General features: G+C 42.8%; 16 protein-coding genes and 1 pseudogene. 14 read left to right on the forward strand and 3 right to left on the reverse strand.

Annotated elements, in window-relative coordinates; translation table 11 throughout:
• Both WG8_RS27925 and WG8_RS03965 read right to left on the reverse strand, forming a co-directional pair.
• Nucleotides 1–428, reverse strand: a 428-nt coding sequence (locus tag WG8_RS27925; RefSeq protein WP_007428808.1) for an aminotransferase class III-fold pyridoxal phosphate-dependent enzyme, incomplete at its 3' end; no start/stop codon positions are given.
• An 83-nt stretch (nucleotides 429–511) separates the two neighbouring features.
• On the reverse strand, nucleotides 512–1,633 hold the full coding sequence (locus WG8_RS03965) for an LCP family protein (protein WP_007428809.1): 1,122 nt from the start codon (nucleotides 1,631–1,633) through the stop codon (nucleotides 512–514).
• Between the two features lie 104 nt (nucleotides 1,634–1,737).
• Between WG8_RS03965 and WG8_RS03970 the strand changes: the two genes are divergently transcribed.
• Genes WG8_RS03970 through bcp form a run of 4 tightly spaced genes read left to right on the forward strand, consistent with a single transcriptional unit; the run spans nucleotide 1,738 to nucleotide 4,890 of the window.
• Complete coding sequence (locus WG8_RS03970) at nucleotides 1,738–2,787, forward strand: ABC transporter ATP-binding protein (RefSeq protein ID WP_007428810.1); 1,050 nt, start codon at nucleotides 1,738–1,740, stop codon at nucleotides 2,785–2,787.
• Nucleotides 2,780–3,574 carry an ABC transporter permease gene (locus tag WG8_RS03975; RefSeq protein ID WP_007428811.1) on the forward strand — a complete coding sequence of 265 codons (795 nt, stop codon included), beginning with the start codon at nucleotides 2,780–2,782 and terminating at the stop codon, nucleotides 3,572–3,574. Before WG8_RS03970 ends, WG8_RS03975 begins: the two co-directional genes overlap by 8 nt.
• A 4-nt stretch (nucleotides 3,575–3,578) precedes the next feature.
• Complete coding sequence (locus tag WG8_RS03980; RefSeq protein WP_007428812.1) at nucleotides 3,579–4,367, forward strand: ABC transporter permease; 789 nt, start codon at nucleotides 3,579–3,581, stop codon at nucleotides 4,365–4,367.
• 43 nt (nucleotides 4,368–4,410) lie between these two features.
• Nucleotides 4,411–4,890 (forward strand): thioredoxin-dependent thiol peroxidase, encoded by a 480-nt coding sequence (bcp, locus tag WG8_RS03985; protein ID WP_007428813.1) that lies wholly within the window; start codon nucleotides 4,411–4,413, stop codon nucleotides 4,888–4,890.
• 143 nt (nucleotides 4,891–5,033) lie between these two features.
• Here bcp and WG8_RS03990 read toward each other — a convergent pair whose 3' ends face one another.
• Nucleotides 5,034–5,690 (reverse strand): DedA family protein, encoded by a 657-nt coding sequence (locus WG8_RS03990; RefSeq protein ID WP_007428814.1) that lies wholly within the window; start codon nucleotides 5,688–5,690, stop codon nucleotides 5,034–5,036.
• Nucleotides 5,691–5,835: 145 nt separating this feature from the next.
• On the opposite strand from WG8_RS03990, the gene guaA reads away from it, so the two are divergent.
• From guaA to WG8_RS04035, 10 genes and pseudogenes are all read left to right on the forward strand, one after another.
• The gene (guaA, locus tag WG8_RS03995; RefSeq protein WP_007428815.1) at nucleotides 5,836–7,374 is read left to right on the forward strand and encodes a glutamine-hydrolyzing GMP synthase; all 1,539 of its coding nucleotides are present in this window, start codon (nucleotides 5,836–5,838) and stop codon (nucleotides 7,372–7,374) included.
• Nucleotides 7,375–7,592: 218 nt separating this feature from the next.
• The gene (locus WG8_RS04000; protein WP_007428816.1) at nucleotides 7,593–9,542 is read left to right on the forward strand and encodes a DNA methyltransferase; all 1,950 of its coding nucleotides are present in this window, start codon (nucleotides 7,593–7,595) and stop codon (nucleotides 9,540–9,542) included.
• 1 nt (nucleotide 9,543) lies between these two features.
• Nucleotides 9,544–12,321: a DEAD/DEAH box helicase family protein gene (locus tag WG8_RS04005; protein ID WP_007428817.1), complete on the forward strand. Its 2,778-nt coding sequence runs from the start codon at nucleotides 9,544–9,546 to the stop codon at nucleotides 12,319–12,321.
• Between the two features lies 1 nt (nucleotide 12,322).
• Nucleotides 12,323–13,009 (forward strand): hypothetical protein, encoded by a 687-nt coding sequence (locus WG8_RS04010; RefSeq protein WP_007428818.1) that lies wholly within the window; start codon nucleotides 12,323–12,325, stop codon nucleotides 13,007–13,009.
• Between the two features lie 224 nt (nucleotides 13,010–13,233).
• Nucleotides 13,234–13,548 (forward strand): hypothetical protein, encoded by a 315-nt coding sequence (locus WG8_RS04015; protein ID WP_007428819.1) that lies wholly within the window; start codon nucleotides 13,234–13,236, stop codon nucleotides 13,546–13,548.
• The gene (locus tag WG8_RS04020; RefSeq protein WP_007428820.1) at nucleotides 13,545–13,817 is read left to right on the forward strand and encodes a hypothetical protein; all 273 of its coding nucleotides are present in this window, start codon (nucleotides 13,545–13,547) and stop codon (nucleotides 13,815–13,817) included. The genes WG8_RS04015 and WG8_RS04020 overlap by 4 nt, the downstream gene beginning before the upstream one ends.
• A 377-nt stretch (nucleotides 13,818–14,194) precedes the next feature.
• Nucleotides 14,195–14,545, forward strand: coding sequence for a MarR family winged helix-turn-helix transcriptional regulator (locus WG8_RS04025; protein ID WP_007428821.1), 351 nt, complete (start codon nucleotides 14,195–14,197; stop codon nucleotides 14,543–14,545).
• Nucleotides 14,542–14,625 (forward strand): annotated as a pseudogene (locus WG8_RS29465) (hypothetical protein); the annotation flags it as partial. The gene WG8_RS04025 and the pseudogene WG8_RS29465, both read left to right, overlap by 4 nt.
• A gap of 125 nt (nucleotides 14,626–14,750) precedes the next feature.
• Nucleotides 14,751–15,140 (forward strand): hypothetical protein, encoded by a 390-nt coding sequence (locus WG8_RS04030; RefSeq protein ID WP_043890766.1) that lies wholly within the window; start codon nucleotides 14,751–14,753, stop codon nucleotides 15,138–15,140.
• 219 nt (nucleotides 15,141–15,359) lie between these two features.
• Nucleotides 15,360–16,730 carry an NCS2 family permease gene (locus tag WG8_RS04035; protein ID WP_007428823.1) on the forward strand — a complete coding sequence of 457 codons (1,371 nt, stop codon included), beginning with the start codon at nucleotides 15,360–15,362 and terminating at the stop codon, nucleotides 16,728–16,730.
• Nucleotides 16,731–17,061: the final 331 nt, after the last annotated feature.

The following is a 17,061-nucleotide window of genomic DNA, read 5'->3' on the forward strand; positions in this document are numbered from 1 at the left end:
CCGGCGAATTTGATGATCTTGTTCCGCCCGGTATAGGCCCGCGCCACACGGATCGTCGTCATGACCGCCTCTGTGCCGGAATTCACAAACCGGACCTTGTCCAGCGAAGGAATCGCTTCCTTCAACATCTTGGCCAGTTTGATCTCCAATGCTGTGGAGGTTCCGTACAATACTCCGTTCGCCGCAGCTTCACTTATAGCCTTGGTAATATGGGGGTGGGCATGTCCGGTAATAATAGGACCGTATGCCGCGAGATAGTCGATATACCGATTATCATCCTCATCCCAGAAATGAGCGCCTTGGGCGCGTTTCATGAATACTGGAGCGCCGCCGCCCACAGCCTTAAAGGAGCGCGAAGGGCTGTTGACGCCCCCGACAATATGCTCCAATGCTTCTTTATATAATGCTTCGGAGTTTTCCCGTTTCATCTTCACAAACTTCCTTTCCGTTCATCAAAATAGGGTATACACACGCCAAAGGGCAGCGTTCACGGCTGCCCCTGCATAATCTATTATAGCTCTTTTTGGCCTGTCTTTGGTGTCGATTGTGTGGAAGCATCTTCATTACTGGTTTTACTGCCCCCGGTAAAAGAAGGCTTATCGGTCTTGGACGATGATGCACTGTCCGGCTGCTTTGTTCCGTTCTGATCCTTGCCCTGCTCTTGTGTCTGCACAGGAGGATTGTTGAATATATCCTGCACGTACTTTTTCAGCTCTTCCGGATCGCGGACAGTAAGCACCTGTGCGCCGCCTACATTTTCTTCTCCGAGCAGCTTCATCGGTGGAACCTGCTCGCTGCCTGCAAAGGTGCTTTGGTAGCCGACGTTTGCCAGCTTCCACATATCGTTGACACTCAGATTGGTGTCAATGTAAGGGTTCACCTGCTCCAAAATATTTGGCAGATTGGCAATGGAGGTCGTGGTCTGCATTTTCTGGGCTACCGCCTCCAAAAATGCGCGCTGACGTCCCGACCTGGAGAAGTCCGACATGGCATCGTGTCGGAAGCGTACGTATTGAAGCGCTGTATTGCCATCCAGATGCTGTAAGCCCTTTTTCAAGTCAATGTCGTATTGATGCTTATCCGCATTGCTCGTATAGTGCATATCCTTTTCCACTTCAAAATCAATGCCGCCCACAGCGTCTACCAGCTTAATAAATCCTTGGAAATCAGTATATACATAATATTGCACCTGAATGCCCAGCAGATCACCAGCTGCCTTCATGGCTGTATTGGGTCCATGGGTAATGGCGGTATTAATACGGTTTTTGCCGTAGCCGGGAATATCCACATACGTGTCACGCAAAATAGAGAAAAGGTGAATCTTTTTCTTGACAGGGTCGAGGGATACGACCATCATACTGTCTGACCGGGGGACTTCCCCTTTTTGGATACCACGGCCATCGACACCCATCAGCAAAATGTTGACCATATCCGTTCCTTCCCATTTGGGCGGGTCTGGCGTACGAACCTGATCGACCTGCTTTACATTTTTGAAGGGGGAGTTTGCTCCCTCTTTATGCAGATTGTTCAATTGATTATAAATGGATGAAAAATAGTACACGGCAAAGCCTACAATCGCGACGATAACCACGGCCAGAACCGACCATAGCGTTCTTTTGGTTCTGCTTGTCATGGATGCTCTCCCTTTCGCTTTTCAATTCATTACATTATAATTTCTTTTTGGAGCACAATCAATTTAACAATGGATTTTGTAAAATCCTGACTGAGAGGTATAACATGCTGGCAATTGATGTGCAGGATCTGCGCAAAACGTTTAAGGTACAAAAAAACCGCGAGGGCCTGAAAGGCGCCTTCCTTGATTTATTCTCCCGAGAATACAACGAGGTGGCTGCGGTCAAAGATATCTCCTTCCGTATTCCGCAAGGAGAAATATGCGGCTATATCGGTGAGAACGGAGCCGGAAAGTCTACCACGATCAAGATGCTGACAGGCATTCTTGTGCCCACATCGGGGCATCTCAAGGTGGGAGGATATGTCCCCTACGAAGATCGTGAGAAATTTGTAAGCAACATTGGCGTTGTTTTCGGTCAGCGCAGCCAGCTTTGGTGGGACATCGGCGTGATCGAGTCTTTTCAGCTGTTGCGCAAAGTATATCAGGTTCCGGCTACCGACTTCAAACGCAGGCTGGATGAGCTGGTGGAAAGACTTCAATTGCAGGATCTGTTAAGCCGTCCGGTACGCAAGCTCAGCCTCGGACAACGGATGCGCTGTGAGCTGGTCGCTGCACTGCTGCACAATCCGTCCATTGTGTTTCTGGACGAGCCGACGATTGGGCTCGATATTATGGTGAAGTCCGAAATCCGCGAGTTTCTCAAGGACATGAACCGGGATCACGGCACGACCATTTTGCTGACGACCCATGATTTGCAGGATATTGAAGCGTTGTGCTCGCGCGTCATTATGCTGGATGATGGGAATATCATTTATGATGGTGGTCTGGAGGATCTGAAGACGCGGTGGGGGACGGGACGCGAAGTACAGTTTCAGTTTGGAACGACAACCCGGCTGGAGCAATTGCAGGCTTGGACTGTCGATATGCCGCTGACCTGGACGATGGATAACGATTTGGCTGCCAAGGTATGGATTCCACTGCATATTAATGTATCGGATGTGCTCGCCAGTGTCGTTGGCCGCACCGACATTACGGATATCAAGATCATTGAAACCAACACAGATGATATCGTCCGCAGCATCTATCAGTCTGGCTCGGCAGAGCGTCAGGGCAATCCGGTACCTCCGGCAGTGGAGGCCAAAGTTCATGCTTAGCGTATATACCGATTTTATTCGTATCCGATTTCTGACGATGCTAGCTTATCGTGTGAACTACTATTCAGGTATACTTATTTATTCTATGAATATTGGCGTGTACTATTTCACATACCAAGCGATATATGGGGACGCAGGCAGTATTGGCGGCTTTACCGCTGCTCAGATGACGACCTATGTAGCGGTCTCATGGATGGCGAGGGCATTTTATTTTAACAATTTGGATCGTGAAATTTCGACGGATATTCGTGATGGAAGTATTGCTATTCAGATGATCCGGCCGTATAACTATGTGCTCGTTAAATGTATGCAGGGACTCGGTGAGGGGATGTTCCGTTTCCTGTTGTTTATGATTCCAGGCATGGCAATTGCGATGCTGCTGTTTCCAGTGAAGCTCCCTACGGACCCGGTAGCCTGGATTGGTTTTCTGGTCATGCTGTTTTTCAGCTTCCTGATCAACACTCAGATTAATATTATTACCGGTTTGACGGCCTTTTTTATCGAAAATAACGAAGGTATGATGCGCATGAAGCGTGTGGTGGTGGACCTGTTTTCCGGGTTGATTTTACCCATCAGTTTATTTCCGGGCTGGCTGGCGACTTTTGCCGAGTGGATGCCGTTTCAGGCGATTACCTATTTACCAGGCTCTGTTTTTACCGGACGTGTAAAAGGCGTTGGCATCTGGAATGTGCTGGGTATCCAAATCATTTGGCTGGTCGTTCTGCTCGTGCCGATGATCATCATTTGGCGACTGGCGCGCAGACGTCTGTTCGTGCAGGGAGGTTAAGCCGATGATGTACTATTTGGGTCTCATTAGCGAATATTTGAAAAATTATATGAAGTCACGGCTCACCTATCGGGCCGATTTTTGGGTGGAGGTTATTTCGGACCTGCTGTTTCAGGCCACGAACCTTATTTTTATTTTGGTCATTTTTATGCATACGGACAGTTTGGGCGGCTGGAGTGAAAGTGAAGTGGTGTTCGTTTACGGCTTTTTCATGGTTCCGTACGGACTATTCACCTGTTTTGTCAACCTTTGGAACTTTAGCGAGCGCTATATTGTCAAGGGGGAACTCGACCGGGTTATGACCCGTCCCGCGTATAATCTGTTCCAGATTTTCCTTGAAAATGTAGACCCGCCAGCGCTGGTGGGATCGGTGATTGGCCTGATTATTATGGGAATCAGTGGGGCGCAGATGGATTTGCATATGGCATGGTGGTTTATTCCGGTACTCATCGTGATGAGTCTGAGCGCCGTAGCGATTTATACTGGGATCTACACCATCTTGACCTCCATTTCGTTCTTTTCAGACGCACCGACAGGGATTATTCCACTCATGTATAATATCCAGGGCTATGGCCGTTATCCGATTACGATCTATAACCGGGCCATTCAGGTGGTCCTGACCTGGATTCTGCCCTTTGCATTTGTTGGCGTATATCCAGCGTCCCTGTTCCTTCAGCGGGAGGATATGCGGCAGATGGCGCTCTTAACTCCTGTGATGGGCGCAGTGTTTCTGACTTTGGGCCTACTCGCATGGAATTGGGGGATTCGGCGTTATCGGGGCGCTGGCTCATAGATCCGGAGGATATGCGAACTCCAAAAAGATAGGAGATGATGAGATGTCCACGGCATCTACCGTGATTGGACAACTGGCACCGGACTTTGAATTGCCGGGGAGTGGGGGGAATAGCGTTAAGCTGTCTGACTATAGAGGCAGCAGAGTGCTGCTGTATTTCTATCCGAAGGATTTGACCTCCAGCTGCTCGACACAAGCGTGTGATTTTCGGGATAAGCATATGGAGTTTGAAGGCTTGAATACAGTCATTCTCGGGGTAAGCCCTGATCCACTCAAGCAGCATGACAAGTTTATTGCCAAGTACGGACTACCTTTTCAGCTGCTGTCCGATGTAGAGCATCTGGTGGCTGAGACATACGGGGTCTGGCAGCAGAAACAGATGTATGGCAAGCAGTACATGGGTATCGTTCGCTCTACATTTCTTATTGATGAGAACGGTATTCTGGTTCATGAATGGCGTGGCTTGAGAGTCAAAGGGCATATCGATGCTGCGCTGAATTGCATTCGCGAGCAGGCTGAGTAATCGTAAATCATAAGCATTCTTACACCCTTTGGGAAGATGGTTCTATTTCGGTCCCGGAGGGTGTTTTGTTTTGTAAAATCCTACTTCATCATTTCATTGATTGGCAGGGTAGGGCTCACAGCTCCAAGACAGCCGGAGCCTGATTATTGTGAATCTTTCTTGTTGCTGGTTTTCACTGATTTATCTGATTTGTAGAAAGGGCTAAACAGGAAGGCTCTCCAGCGATAAACAACATACAACAGGAGGAGAATGCCGACGACCGCGGCGATGCGCAGTGCATACAGCTCCACTAAGTGAAAAATAGCATCCCATTGCGGACCAAACAGCTTGCCAATACTTAGAAATAAAATAACCCAGAATAAGGAACCGCTGTATGCATACAAGGCAAATTTACGGAGAGGAATAGCGATAATTCCGGAAAAATAGCCAGTGAAATGTCTAACGCCAGGGATAAAATATCCAAGAAAAATAAGCCAGTACCCGTATCGTTGAAACCACTTTTGTGTTTTTTCAAGCTTGTCCGGCGATAAGAGAACCCATTTACCGTATTTCTGAATAAAGGGGAGTCCAGCCCATTTTCCGATAAAGTAGGTAATGGTCATACCGATGGTTGTACCCAAAAAGGCCAGCAGTATGAGTTTACCGAAATCCAGGGTGCCTGAATAGGAGAGATATCCCGCATAGGCCATCGTGGTTTCCCCGGGAAAAGGCAAAGCAATAAACTCAAGCAGCAAGCCGAAAAAAAGGACGCCGTATCCGTATTCTTCGAACAATTGCGCGATCCACTTCAGCACATCCATCGTGTACACTCCTACGAACAGATTAAGTAATTTGGAATCAATTTATTTTAACAATCTTTTCATGTCCACTCAACTCCGCGTGATTTCTTGACGTCCTGTTTTATCGTTGCGTATAATGAAACGAACAATTGAGGGAGGCACGGTAATGAATAAGCCTAATGAAATCGTTGTAGTTCTCGACTTTGGAGGACAGTACAACCAGTTAATTGCAAGAAGAATTCGGGATCTCGGTGTATATAGCGAGCTCCTTCCATACAATACGCCTGCGGAGAAGCTGAGAGAGCTGGCGCCGAAAGGGATTGTTTTCTCAGGCGGACCTTCCAGCGTGTATACAGACAATGCTCCTCAGGTGGACCGGGCCATTTATGATCTTGGCATTCCTATTTTTGGTATTTGCTATGGTATGCAGCTGATGGCTCACCAGTTGGATGGTAAGGTAGAACGTGCGGGCAAGCGTGAGTACGGCAAAGCAGACGTGTTATTCAATGAGGGTGCTCGATTGGCTAAAGGTCTGGATTCCAGCCAAACGGTATGGATGAGCCATGGGGATCATGTTACAGATCTGCCATCCGGCTTTACACTGGATGCAGGAACAGAGAGTGCGCCGATTGCCGCGATGAGCCATCCAGAACGGAATCTGTATGCGGTACAGTTTCATCCAGAGGTACGTCATTCCGTTCAGGGGAATGAAATGATTAGTAACTTCCTGTATGAAGTGTGCGGTTGTGAAGGCAACTGGACGATGGAATCGTTCATTGAAGATCAAATCCGTGAAATCCGTCAGCAAGTAGGCGACAAAAAGGTATTGTGTGCTTTAAGTGGCGGTGTGGATTCCTCCGTTGTAGCAATGCTCATTCATAAAGCCATCGGCGACCAACTGACATGTATGTTCATTGACCACGGACTGCTGCGTAAGGGCGAAGCTGAAAGTGTAATGGATACGTTCGTTGGCAAATTTGATATGAAAGTTGTCAAAATCGATGCTCGTGAACGCTTCCTGTCCAAGCTGGCAGGAGTCGATGATCCTGAGCAAAAACGTAAAATCATCGGTAATGAGTTTATCTACGTCTTTGAAGAAGAATCTGCCAAGTTTGATGATTTTGACTTCCTGGCGCAAGGCACGCTGTACACAGATATTGTAGAGAGCGGAACAGCAACGGCACAAACCATCAAATCGCACCATAACGTGGGCGGTTTGCCGGAAGACATGAAGTTCAAGCTGATCGAACCACTGAATGCATTGTTCAAGGATGAAGTGCGTAAAGTCGGTGAAGAATGCGGACTGCCAGCTGAAATTGTATGGCGTCAGCCATTCCCGGGTCCGGGTCTTGCCATTCGTGTATTGGGTGAAGTGACAGAGGACAAGCTCAAGATTGTCCGTGAATCGGATTATATTTTACGCGAGGAGATTGCCAAAGCCGGTCTGGACCGTGAAATCTGGCAATACTTCACCGCTCTGCCGAATATGAAGAGTGTTGGTGTTATGGGCGATGCCCGTACGTATTCCTACACCGTAGGTATTCGCGCAGTAACCTCCATCGACGGCATGACCGCCGACTGGGCGCGTATTCCTTGGGACGTATTGGAGAAAATTTCGGTACGTATCGTTAATGAAGTAGAAAATGTAAACCGTATCGTGTACGATGTAACCTCCAAACCACCAGCAACGATTGAGTGGGAGTAATTTCTAAAGGGAATTTTAAAGCGGAAAGCCTATAGAATAGGCTTTTGAGTGTTGTAGATTGGGTGAAATTAATTAAACATGAGTTGGTACCCCACCAAAATCCCTACCAAGATTTTTCTTGGTGGGGATTTTTTCACTTATCTTCAGTTGTGTCATATGAACATTAGGAAGAAATGCTATAATTAAGACAAAAAGAATTGTAAGGGGATTGAAGATAAATGGCACAGATTGAGCCGAAGATTTTTGATGAGTTGAAAAAGGCATTATCTTCTTTTGACGGGAAGTATTTTGTTGGAGAGGAATTAAACCGCTCAAAACTCACGGATGATTTACGGAATTATGATGAAGCGCTTCTGAGCAAATTATTTGAAGTTGCTTTTATCAAGCAACATTTTATCAAAGAAATTGCAGGGGAAAAGCTTTTTCAAATTGAACAGCTTGAGGAGGCAGTACTTTACAACAATTACTGGGACACAAGCTATACCAAGTATGAAAACCGTGTGGGGCTCGCCCCAAAAGGTAAATTTTTGCAGGATAACGAAGACGTTGTGCTAGATTTCCCGTTCAAAGATGGCGTCCTCACTGCTTCTATGACAAAGGAAGATAACAAAGACGGCTATGATGACGCCTTTCTGAATGAGACAATTGAAAAAGATGAAATCGACAGATTATTTGATAAGAAAACTTTGTCTAACGTAAAACGATTTAACAATGAGGCACACACACATCTAGATACTAAACCAATTTCTTTTAATATGGAGCAAGACAATCTAATAATCAAAGGAAATAATCTTCTTGCTTTACATACTTTGAAAGATAAATACGTAGGACAAATAAAATTGATTTATATTGATGTACCATACTTTTTCAAGAAGAAGATTGCAGAAGATTCGTTCAAGTATAATTCAAATTTTAGAATGAGCACATGGCTCACGTTCTTAAAGAATAGGCTAGAAATTGCTAAACAGTTGTTAGCGAATAATGGGTCTGTATGGATAAATATCTCTGAAGATGGGATGCACTATCTCAAAGTATTATCTGATAGCATATTTGGCTCAGAAAAATTTGTTGGTACGATTCCTCGAAAGACACGTAACGGAAAATCCGACGTACCATTTAATCTATCTCAAGACTTTGATTGGCTTCTTGTATACACAAATGGCTTTGAGGGTGATGAAATTGTGGGTCGAAAAGTTGAAAGGCAATACCTAACTACTCCCGATTTTCCTAATCGCCCTTGGCGCAAAGCAGATATGACTAGCCAAAGAACGATATTTGAGCGCCCAAATTCAAATTTTACAATGGTTAATCCGAAGACGGGTAAAGAATATCCAGTCAACCCTAAGCGTTCATGGGCTGTTGCTAAAGATACTTTCCAAGAGTGGTATGAGAATGGAGGTATTGGGTTTCCTGATGACTATGAGTTTATGAGTGGAGATAAGCCATTTAGACGAGTTTTCAAAGATGAGGATGATGCTAAAGAAAAAGCATCTGCAGTATACTCAGACTTCTTATTGAAGTTGTATGATGGAGCCACTGTAAATAAATTAGGTAACGATCAGGTTGATCTGCTATTTGGACGTGATGCTTTTGATTATGCAAAACCCGAGGAGTTGTTATATGAAATCATAAAAATTACCACGAAAGAGAATGACATCGTCATGGATTTCTTCATGGGGTCAGCGACTACGCCAGCTGTCGCAATGAAAATGAATCGCCGCTTCATTGGTATTGAGCAGATGGACTACATCAATACTGTATCTGTTCCAAGGCTACAGAGGGTTATTGAAGGCGAACAAGGCGGAATTTCACCTGATGTTAACTGGCAAGGTGGCGGTTCATTTATTTATGCTGAATTATTACCTAAAAACATGGGGTATCTTCAAGATACTATCCACTCAAAGACTATTGAGGAGCTCAAATCAGTATATGAACGTATGCTACTAGGAACTGATACAGATGAACCTGCTGATATTTCCTTCCGTGCTGACTTATCGAAGATTGATTGGGCTCAAGGATTTAATGAAAATAAACGCTTACTGGTGAAACTACTTGATAAGAATGGTTTATATTATAACTACTCGGAAATTGATGACAAGAATATCCGTAATTTAATTTCTGATGAAGATTACGCCTTCAATAAAGCTTTCTATGAAGGTGGTGAGTAATATGGCAAGAGCGAAGAAAATTCTTGCTAATGCTCGCCAATTTCCATTAGTTGAGCAGGCTGAGAAGGCAGAACAAAACTTATTTAGCCAACATCAAGGATATGTTATTCCAGAGTATATCAATCAAAATTTACTCCATACGTTACGTAATTATCAAGATGAAGCAATGCGCAACTACCACTATACACAAACCCAGATTAACCCAAGTCCGCAACACGTTCTTTTTAACATGGCGACTGGTTCAGGAAAAACGGATTTGATGGCAGGTTTGATTCTCTACCTTCACCAAGAACATAAGTATCAGAATTTCTTATTTACGGTAAACACAAATTCCATACTTATGAAAACTAAGGGTAATTTGGTAAATGAAAATAGTGAAAAGTATCTTTTTCAAGAGAAGATTGTGATTGACGGACAACGTATCTTAATTCGACAAGTTGATCGTTTTCCCCGTGTTCGCCAAAATAATACCATCTATATCAAACTTTCATCCGTCCAAAAGGTATCAGACGATTTGTTTGTGTTAAAAGAGAACACAATGGGGCTATCTGATTATGAAAATCATCCTGTGGTTGTTTTGGCGGATGAAGCTCACCACTATTCAGCAAGTACAAAGTCAGAGAAAGAAGCCGAGAACACATGGGAATCTGCTATCAATAAGATTCTTAGAGCCCGTGATGATATGGAACAAAAGAACTTACTCCTAGAATTTACGGCAACTGTAGATTTTGAAAAGGAAGAAATTTACAACAAGTATCGTGATAAAGTCGTTTATCGTTATCCATTAAACAAATTTATGTTTGATGGTTATTCAAAGCAGGTTAAGCGTATTGAAACATCCGCAAGTGATGAAGATAAAATGCTGAACGTGGTTTTACTCTCACAATTTCGAAAATATCGTGCCTATGCTGAGGGTGTCACGGGATCGTTTAAGCCCGTGATTATGTTCAAATCGCCAAAAATTGAAATCTCACTTGAAGCAGCAAAGGTATTTAATGAACTTATTGCCACCCTAAACGTGAGTGATTTAGTGGCATTCATTAAACGTCAGCAAGTATTGGATAGTAATGAAAGCTCTGCGCTTGAATTAGCTTATAACTACTACCTGCAAAATGAAGATGATTTAGCAAAGATTGTTCGTGAGATTAAACAAGACTTTGACCCACGAAATGTTTTGAATGCCAATGATATTAGTGGAAATATGCTCGAAAAAGGGCACTATGAAGCCTTGAACACGCTTGAAAGTCCAAACAACCTCTATCGGGTAGTCTTTGCTGTGGCAAAACTGACAGAAGGATGGGATGTGCTCAATCTGTATGATATTGTTCGTATCGAAAAGGAAGCAGGTACGAACAAGAACGCTACAATGGTTGAAGCTCAACTGATTGGACGTGGTGCAAGGTATTATCCATTTGAAATTGATGGTGAGAAAAGCTATCAACGGAGATATGACAATGATTCCTCAAATAAGCAATTATTTTTGGAAACTCTCCATTACCATACAATGAATGAACCTCAATACTTGAAACAGCTTGTGGGCTCATTGAAACAAATGGATTTACCAACGGGACAAGACAAGAAAAACCCGCCTATCGAAATTAAAGTTAAACCTTCCTTCAAGAAAACAGATACCTATAAAACAGGAAAAATCTATTATAACGAAGCGGAGGATGTATCGGATGAATGGTTCGATTCTATTGAAAAATATGGAATTAACCATAAGGCAGATATTTCTCGAAGCTTGAACTATGGTAGTCGGGAAGTCTCTTATAAGGCTACTGTTGAAAGTGTCGAAATTAAAACAATCGGAGTAGATAAATTTGATGTCCGTTACATCAAGAAAGCTATCCAACGCATTGAGTTTTATCAGTTTGATAATATGAAGAAGTATTTACCACTACTAACCTCCATGAAAGAATTTATCTATGGAGAAAAATGGTTAAATGCAGAGAAGTTGAAGCTTTTCTTAACTGTCCCCAAAGAATACAAACCGTCTGATATTTCTCCAGATGAGATTTTGAAAGTGACTATCGAATTATTGAAAGAGTATGAAGTGAAATTCAAATCTGGTTATATCAAACAACGGGGGACAAATAAATTTATCGGCTATCCGATTAGAGAATATCTGACAAATTACAATAAGCGTGTTCCAGAGTATGACACGGCAAATCTTTTGAATGAAGCAATGCAAAAAGTTGCCTCTTATGAAATAGATGATGAATTTTACGTTTACGAAAAAGCAATTGTCAACAAACTTGAGTATGAGCTGATTGAGCGAATTAAAGCCCATGTGAACGAGTTAAAACAAAAGTATAACAAAGCTGTCTATCTATTCCGAATGGATGAAAATATGCACCGTGAGTCAGCCAAAAGCGAAAAAGTAAAACTTTACCAATATGGCACTAGAATTAATCGTGCAGGTGAAAAAGTAGATATACACTTACAAGGTTTCCAACCTGACTTTATTTTGTTTCTTGAGGATAGTCAGTTTTATGTTCAAATTTTCATTGAGCCAAAAGGAATGAGTGGGGATAGATTTGTTAGTGAGTTATGGAAGCAAGATTTGCTATTGTATATGACCGACCACCAGGCAGAGATGGAGTTTGAAGATGATTCAAAGAATGTCCGAATTAGTGGGTTGAAATTTTATACTAAGGATGACGGTCAAAAATCTATGGCTCAGCTTGCGGAAATTACTCAAGTACAGGAAGTATCCGATTTCTCCCCGGCTCAAGAAATATTAGAGTTATCTAGTGGAATGGAGCTGGGTGGTGAGTAAGATGGCAAGAGTAAAGGAAACTTTAGAGCCATCCTTTGATAAAACGTGTGAGTTGATTTATAAACTTGCTTCAGAACGGATTAATGAAAAGTTTGAGGAGTGGAAAAAAAGTCGGAATTTTAATAATGTTATTATTGATTTTTATCCCTCTGACAGAAACTTATTTGGTAATGTACTGAAATGTAAAAGAACAAAAAACAATCTGTATTTGCTAACTCCCAAACTGGTGGAAGTAGTATTAGATAAGTTGGATTTTAATGATGAAAATGAAGTCTATTGGGGCAATGATGTGGATGTATATCTTGAAGAATTATTCACTACGGTGCTTCTGGAGATGCAAGCGTTCTATGATTACACAAAGGATTGGATGGGATTACCTTTGTCAACGGAGTATGAAATCAAAGGCGTATATCGTGATTTCATACTTGGGAAAGATGGGAATTTTGATTCTCTGAAAGATGATTCTATTGATTTCACATACAATTCTTATAAATATTTTGAATTAGTTAACGAGGTTGGGGAAATTACGGATGATTCGGTTGACAAGAAAGAAAGAAAAGATGTCTTAACTTTTCAGGAATTGCCTAAAAAAATTGGGACTTATGCGAACGAAATTCTTCATCCATTTGTGAGTGCAATTTGCCTTCAAAATCTACTTGATTCTTTTGAAAAAGTCCCGAATGAGTAGAAATAGCATTATATCATATGGGCTCTCGCTTTGTGCGGGGGTCTTTTTGATATGCACATCCTTTTCTCCCTCCACAGAAAAAAGTGAGAAGTGTCATACTATCAGTATCGAATGAACAGCAAGCGTTTGATGGTCTGACGTCAGAGTTGGTTGCAAACAATTCTGATTCATCGGTTGGCTAGTTGCTGATAGTCAATCATTCAAGAAAGTAGAGGTGAATTATCGTGAAAACCAAAAATTTACAAAATTCTTATAGCACTGCAACAGCAAAACAGTATATCCAAGATACAAAACCAATTATCATTGTATCATCGGAAGTTGAAATTCAGTACAACTGGATTGATGGCAAACGCACAGATGAAGTAACAGGATACAAGCTCTATTTTGTACAGGAAGGAGTCAACCCCTTTGCAGTTAAATTTGTGACGAAACCATCATTACCACCGTTCCTATCAGAGGTAAAGCTAGAGAAGCTTGAAGCAATTGAAATTCGCTCAAATGTGTATTTCCGATCAGAAGGCGTTCGGGTAGTTAAATGATGAAGTATTCAGAACTTGAAAGCTATCTGCTACAAGCTCTGAACATGGCACTTCAGGTAAACGGTGAGACATCCTACACCAATTCATTTGATGTTGAGGTAGCGGACGAAGGTTTTTACTTCGTCCCTCGTTTACCTGCGAGTTATGTCGTTGATAATGAGCTTTATCAAAAAATTTATCTCATCATCAATGCTGTTTTATATCCAGACTACAAAACCCCACCAAAGTGGTATGCAGACCCTAGAAAGTCAGTCGTATCAAGGGGTTAGATAGTCCTTGTGGTGTTGGAGTGGGAATAGGCTGTAGACGGCAGCATGATAAAAACCTTCAACTCCACATTTATTGTGGTTTTGAGGTTTTTTTGCTTTAAGGTTTTGTTGTTTTAATGGTGTGCTTTTTACCACACGATCTTTTTTCCAGTCGCTGCCGATTCCTCAATGCGGTCCAGTAGCTGATAGCCTTAAGGCATGATTAAAATCGGGAGCGAAGCGGGTGTCTGTCAACAACTACTGCTGCCTGTACATAGACAGATGTATTTTACCGGGGAAATGGTATTCCTGATGGTCTGCATCCAAATCAGGCAGGCCATGAGCGGCTGGCAGCTCGTATTATCGGTTTTATGAACACACTATAAAAGCTATAAGACTTGTCCCATAGATTGACCAGCTTTACCAAGGTCGAGATTTTATACCATATTCATCAGCGACAGGAATTAAGTCAGTTGGAGCTTCAGCATTTGCTCGCTCTGGACGGAGCAGCCGTTACCCGGCATCTAAAAAGGCTGGAGCAGGAGGGACTGATTATCCGCAATAAAAAAGAGCAGGATAAGCGTGTCACTTATATTGGTCTGACCGGGCAAGGAGTTCAAGAACTGGAAGTTTTGACGAAGCAAAGAGAAGTTTTTCAGAATAAGCTGCTGCGTGAGTTTACAGATGAGGAAATTGTAGCTTTGACGGGTGCATTGCAACGTATGTCTACCAATGTAAAGATTATGTAGCCTGGACTATTTCGGAAATCGGTAGTGAGGTGACCGACTGGAAAGTGGGAGACGAAGTGTTTGCTCGTCCAGATACTACCTGCCGACCTATTGAAGCAGAAGAAAATAAGATCAGTAGTCGGAGCTGCGTTTCCTTTTTCGCAAAAGGGACTGTATAATGCTCACGCTGCTTACAAACATTACAGCACGAAAGGAATTGCACGTAATGAAGGTTTTAGACGAATATTTTCACTATTATGATTTAGCAAAAGATGATGAAACAAGCAAAGAGCGATTAATCAGTCTTTTTTCTGAGGAGATTGAGTTTGTATTGAACGGTGATCGAAAACAAGGGATGAACAGTTGGAAAGGCTTCTTGAACATGTTCTATGAAGGGACGTTTGAAATGAAGCATATGTATGAGGGCTGGAAACCTGTTAGTGAAGACCCTGGCACTTATGAAACCAAATGGGCGGTGTGCGGTAAAAAGGCAACAGGCGAAGTTTATACACTTACTGGAGTGGATAAAGCCCGGCTGGATACGAAAGGAAAGATCGTATATCTGGAAAATATACCGGACACAGCGAATGCCTTTGATAAGTATAAAAGTATCTGATTCACTAAAACGGGACCCTGTCAGGTGCGTAACTGCCTGACGGGGTTTCTATTTTCCGAACAATACATATGTGTTCAATTTGCAACATTCGCTTTTTCTGTTGACAAGCTGTAGGTGAGAGCCTAAAATAACGGATGTGATAGCGCATATGAATGCGAATATTACGGTAAATGTACGACAACAATACGAGTATGCTTTGCGTAGGAGGAATTACGACTCATGGAGCGTTTCTTTAAATTAAAGGAACATGGAACAAACATCCGCACCGAGATTATTGCGGGGATTACTACTTTTATGACCATGGCTTACATCCTGGTGGTCAATAATACCTTTTTGGGCCCGACTGGTGCGGGGATGCCTAGTGAAGCTGTTTTTTTTGCGACAGCAGTAGGTGCGGGTCTGGTTAGCATTTTGATGGGGCTATTCGTTAATGTGCCGATCGGCATGGCCCCGGGCATGGGTTTGAATGCATATTTTATGACGGTAGTCTTGAGTTCTAATGGTGTAATCACTTGGCAAGCGGCACTTGGCGCTGTGTTTATATCCGGTATCGTCTTTCTGATTTTAACCGTGACACGAGTAAGACAGATGCTGCTTGTTGCGGTTCCGGAAAATTTAAAAACAGCTATTACGGTGGGTATCGGCTTGTTTATTACGATTGTCGGCTTCAAGCTCTGTAATCTGGTTATGGTGAGCATCGTTCCAGGTACAGATGTTGGTCAACCGGTTCCAGGTCATGCTTTTAATTTGGTTCTCGGCAGCTTGGTTCATCAAAAGGATGCGTTGCTGGCGTTAATCGGCTTGCTTATTATCGCAGCGCTGATGGTTGTTCGGGTCAAAGGTGCTTTGCTGATTGGAATCGTAGCAACAACATTGATCGGTATTCCGATGGGAGTAACGAATCTGAGCAGCTTGACGACAGGAAACTGGATTCCCGATTTCACAAACCTGGCAGTAGGCCAGTTAGATTTGAAGGCTGCTCTGCATATTGGGCTGTTTGATATTATCTTCATTTTCACTTTTGTGGAGTTGTTTGATACGTTTGGAACACTGGTGGGGACAGCTACCCGTGCAGGGATCATGAAGGATAAGAAAAAAGGCGAGAAAATCATCGGTAAAGCTATGCTGGTGGATGCTGTTGGTGTAAGTACGGGGGCAGTATTGGGTACAAGTACTATTACAGCGTTCGTGGAAAGCTCCGCAGGAGTGGAAGAAGGCGGACGTACCGGTCTGACTGCCGTAACGACAGGTATTCTGTTTCTGTTGTCCCTCTTTATCGCACCGTTGGCACTGGTTGTACCTTCCGCAGCTACGGCTCCAGCTCTGATTATTGTCGGGGTGCTAATGATGAGTCAGGTTCGCAATATTGACTGGGATAACTTCCTGCTTGCCTTCCCTGCATTTTTGACTATCGTATTGATGCCTTTTACAGGCGGGATTGCGAACGGTATTTCTGCTGGTATTTTGTCTTACGTTGTGCTGGCAGTGTTCAGTAACTTGTTTACCAGCAATAAAGTTAAAATTCACTGGCTTATGTGGGTGCTTGCTATTATTGTAGTGATTCGATTTGCCTTTATGGGCTCCGAATAATATAGAAGAAATAAATTTAGAGCCTCTTCCCTGGTGTTTAAGGGAGGGGGTTCTTTTTTATTAGTAAAAAAACATTTATCGCATTTATAATAAAGAATTTCAAAAGAATCATATAATAAAAGCTTGCAAACCTATTATGTATATGGTATATTCTAATTCCGGCCAAGAAAGACAATATTGCGAGTGAATGCAAAAAAAGATTAAAAATAAAAGCTTGCAAAGTTGGTTCGGACATGATATGATATAAAAGTTGATGAGGCGATGAGCTAAGTCAACGAAAATGAAATGTTTGATCTTTGAAAACTGAACAACGAGTGAGTAATGATTTTGT

It is taken from the genome of Paenibacillus sp. Aloe-11 (assembly GCF_000245715.1).
Lineage (GTDB): Bacteria > Bacillota > Bacilli > Paenibacillales > Paenibacillaceae > Paenibacillus > Paenibacillus kribbensis.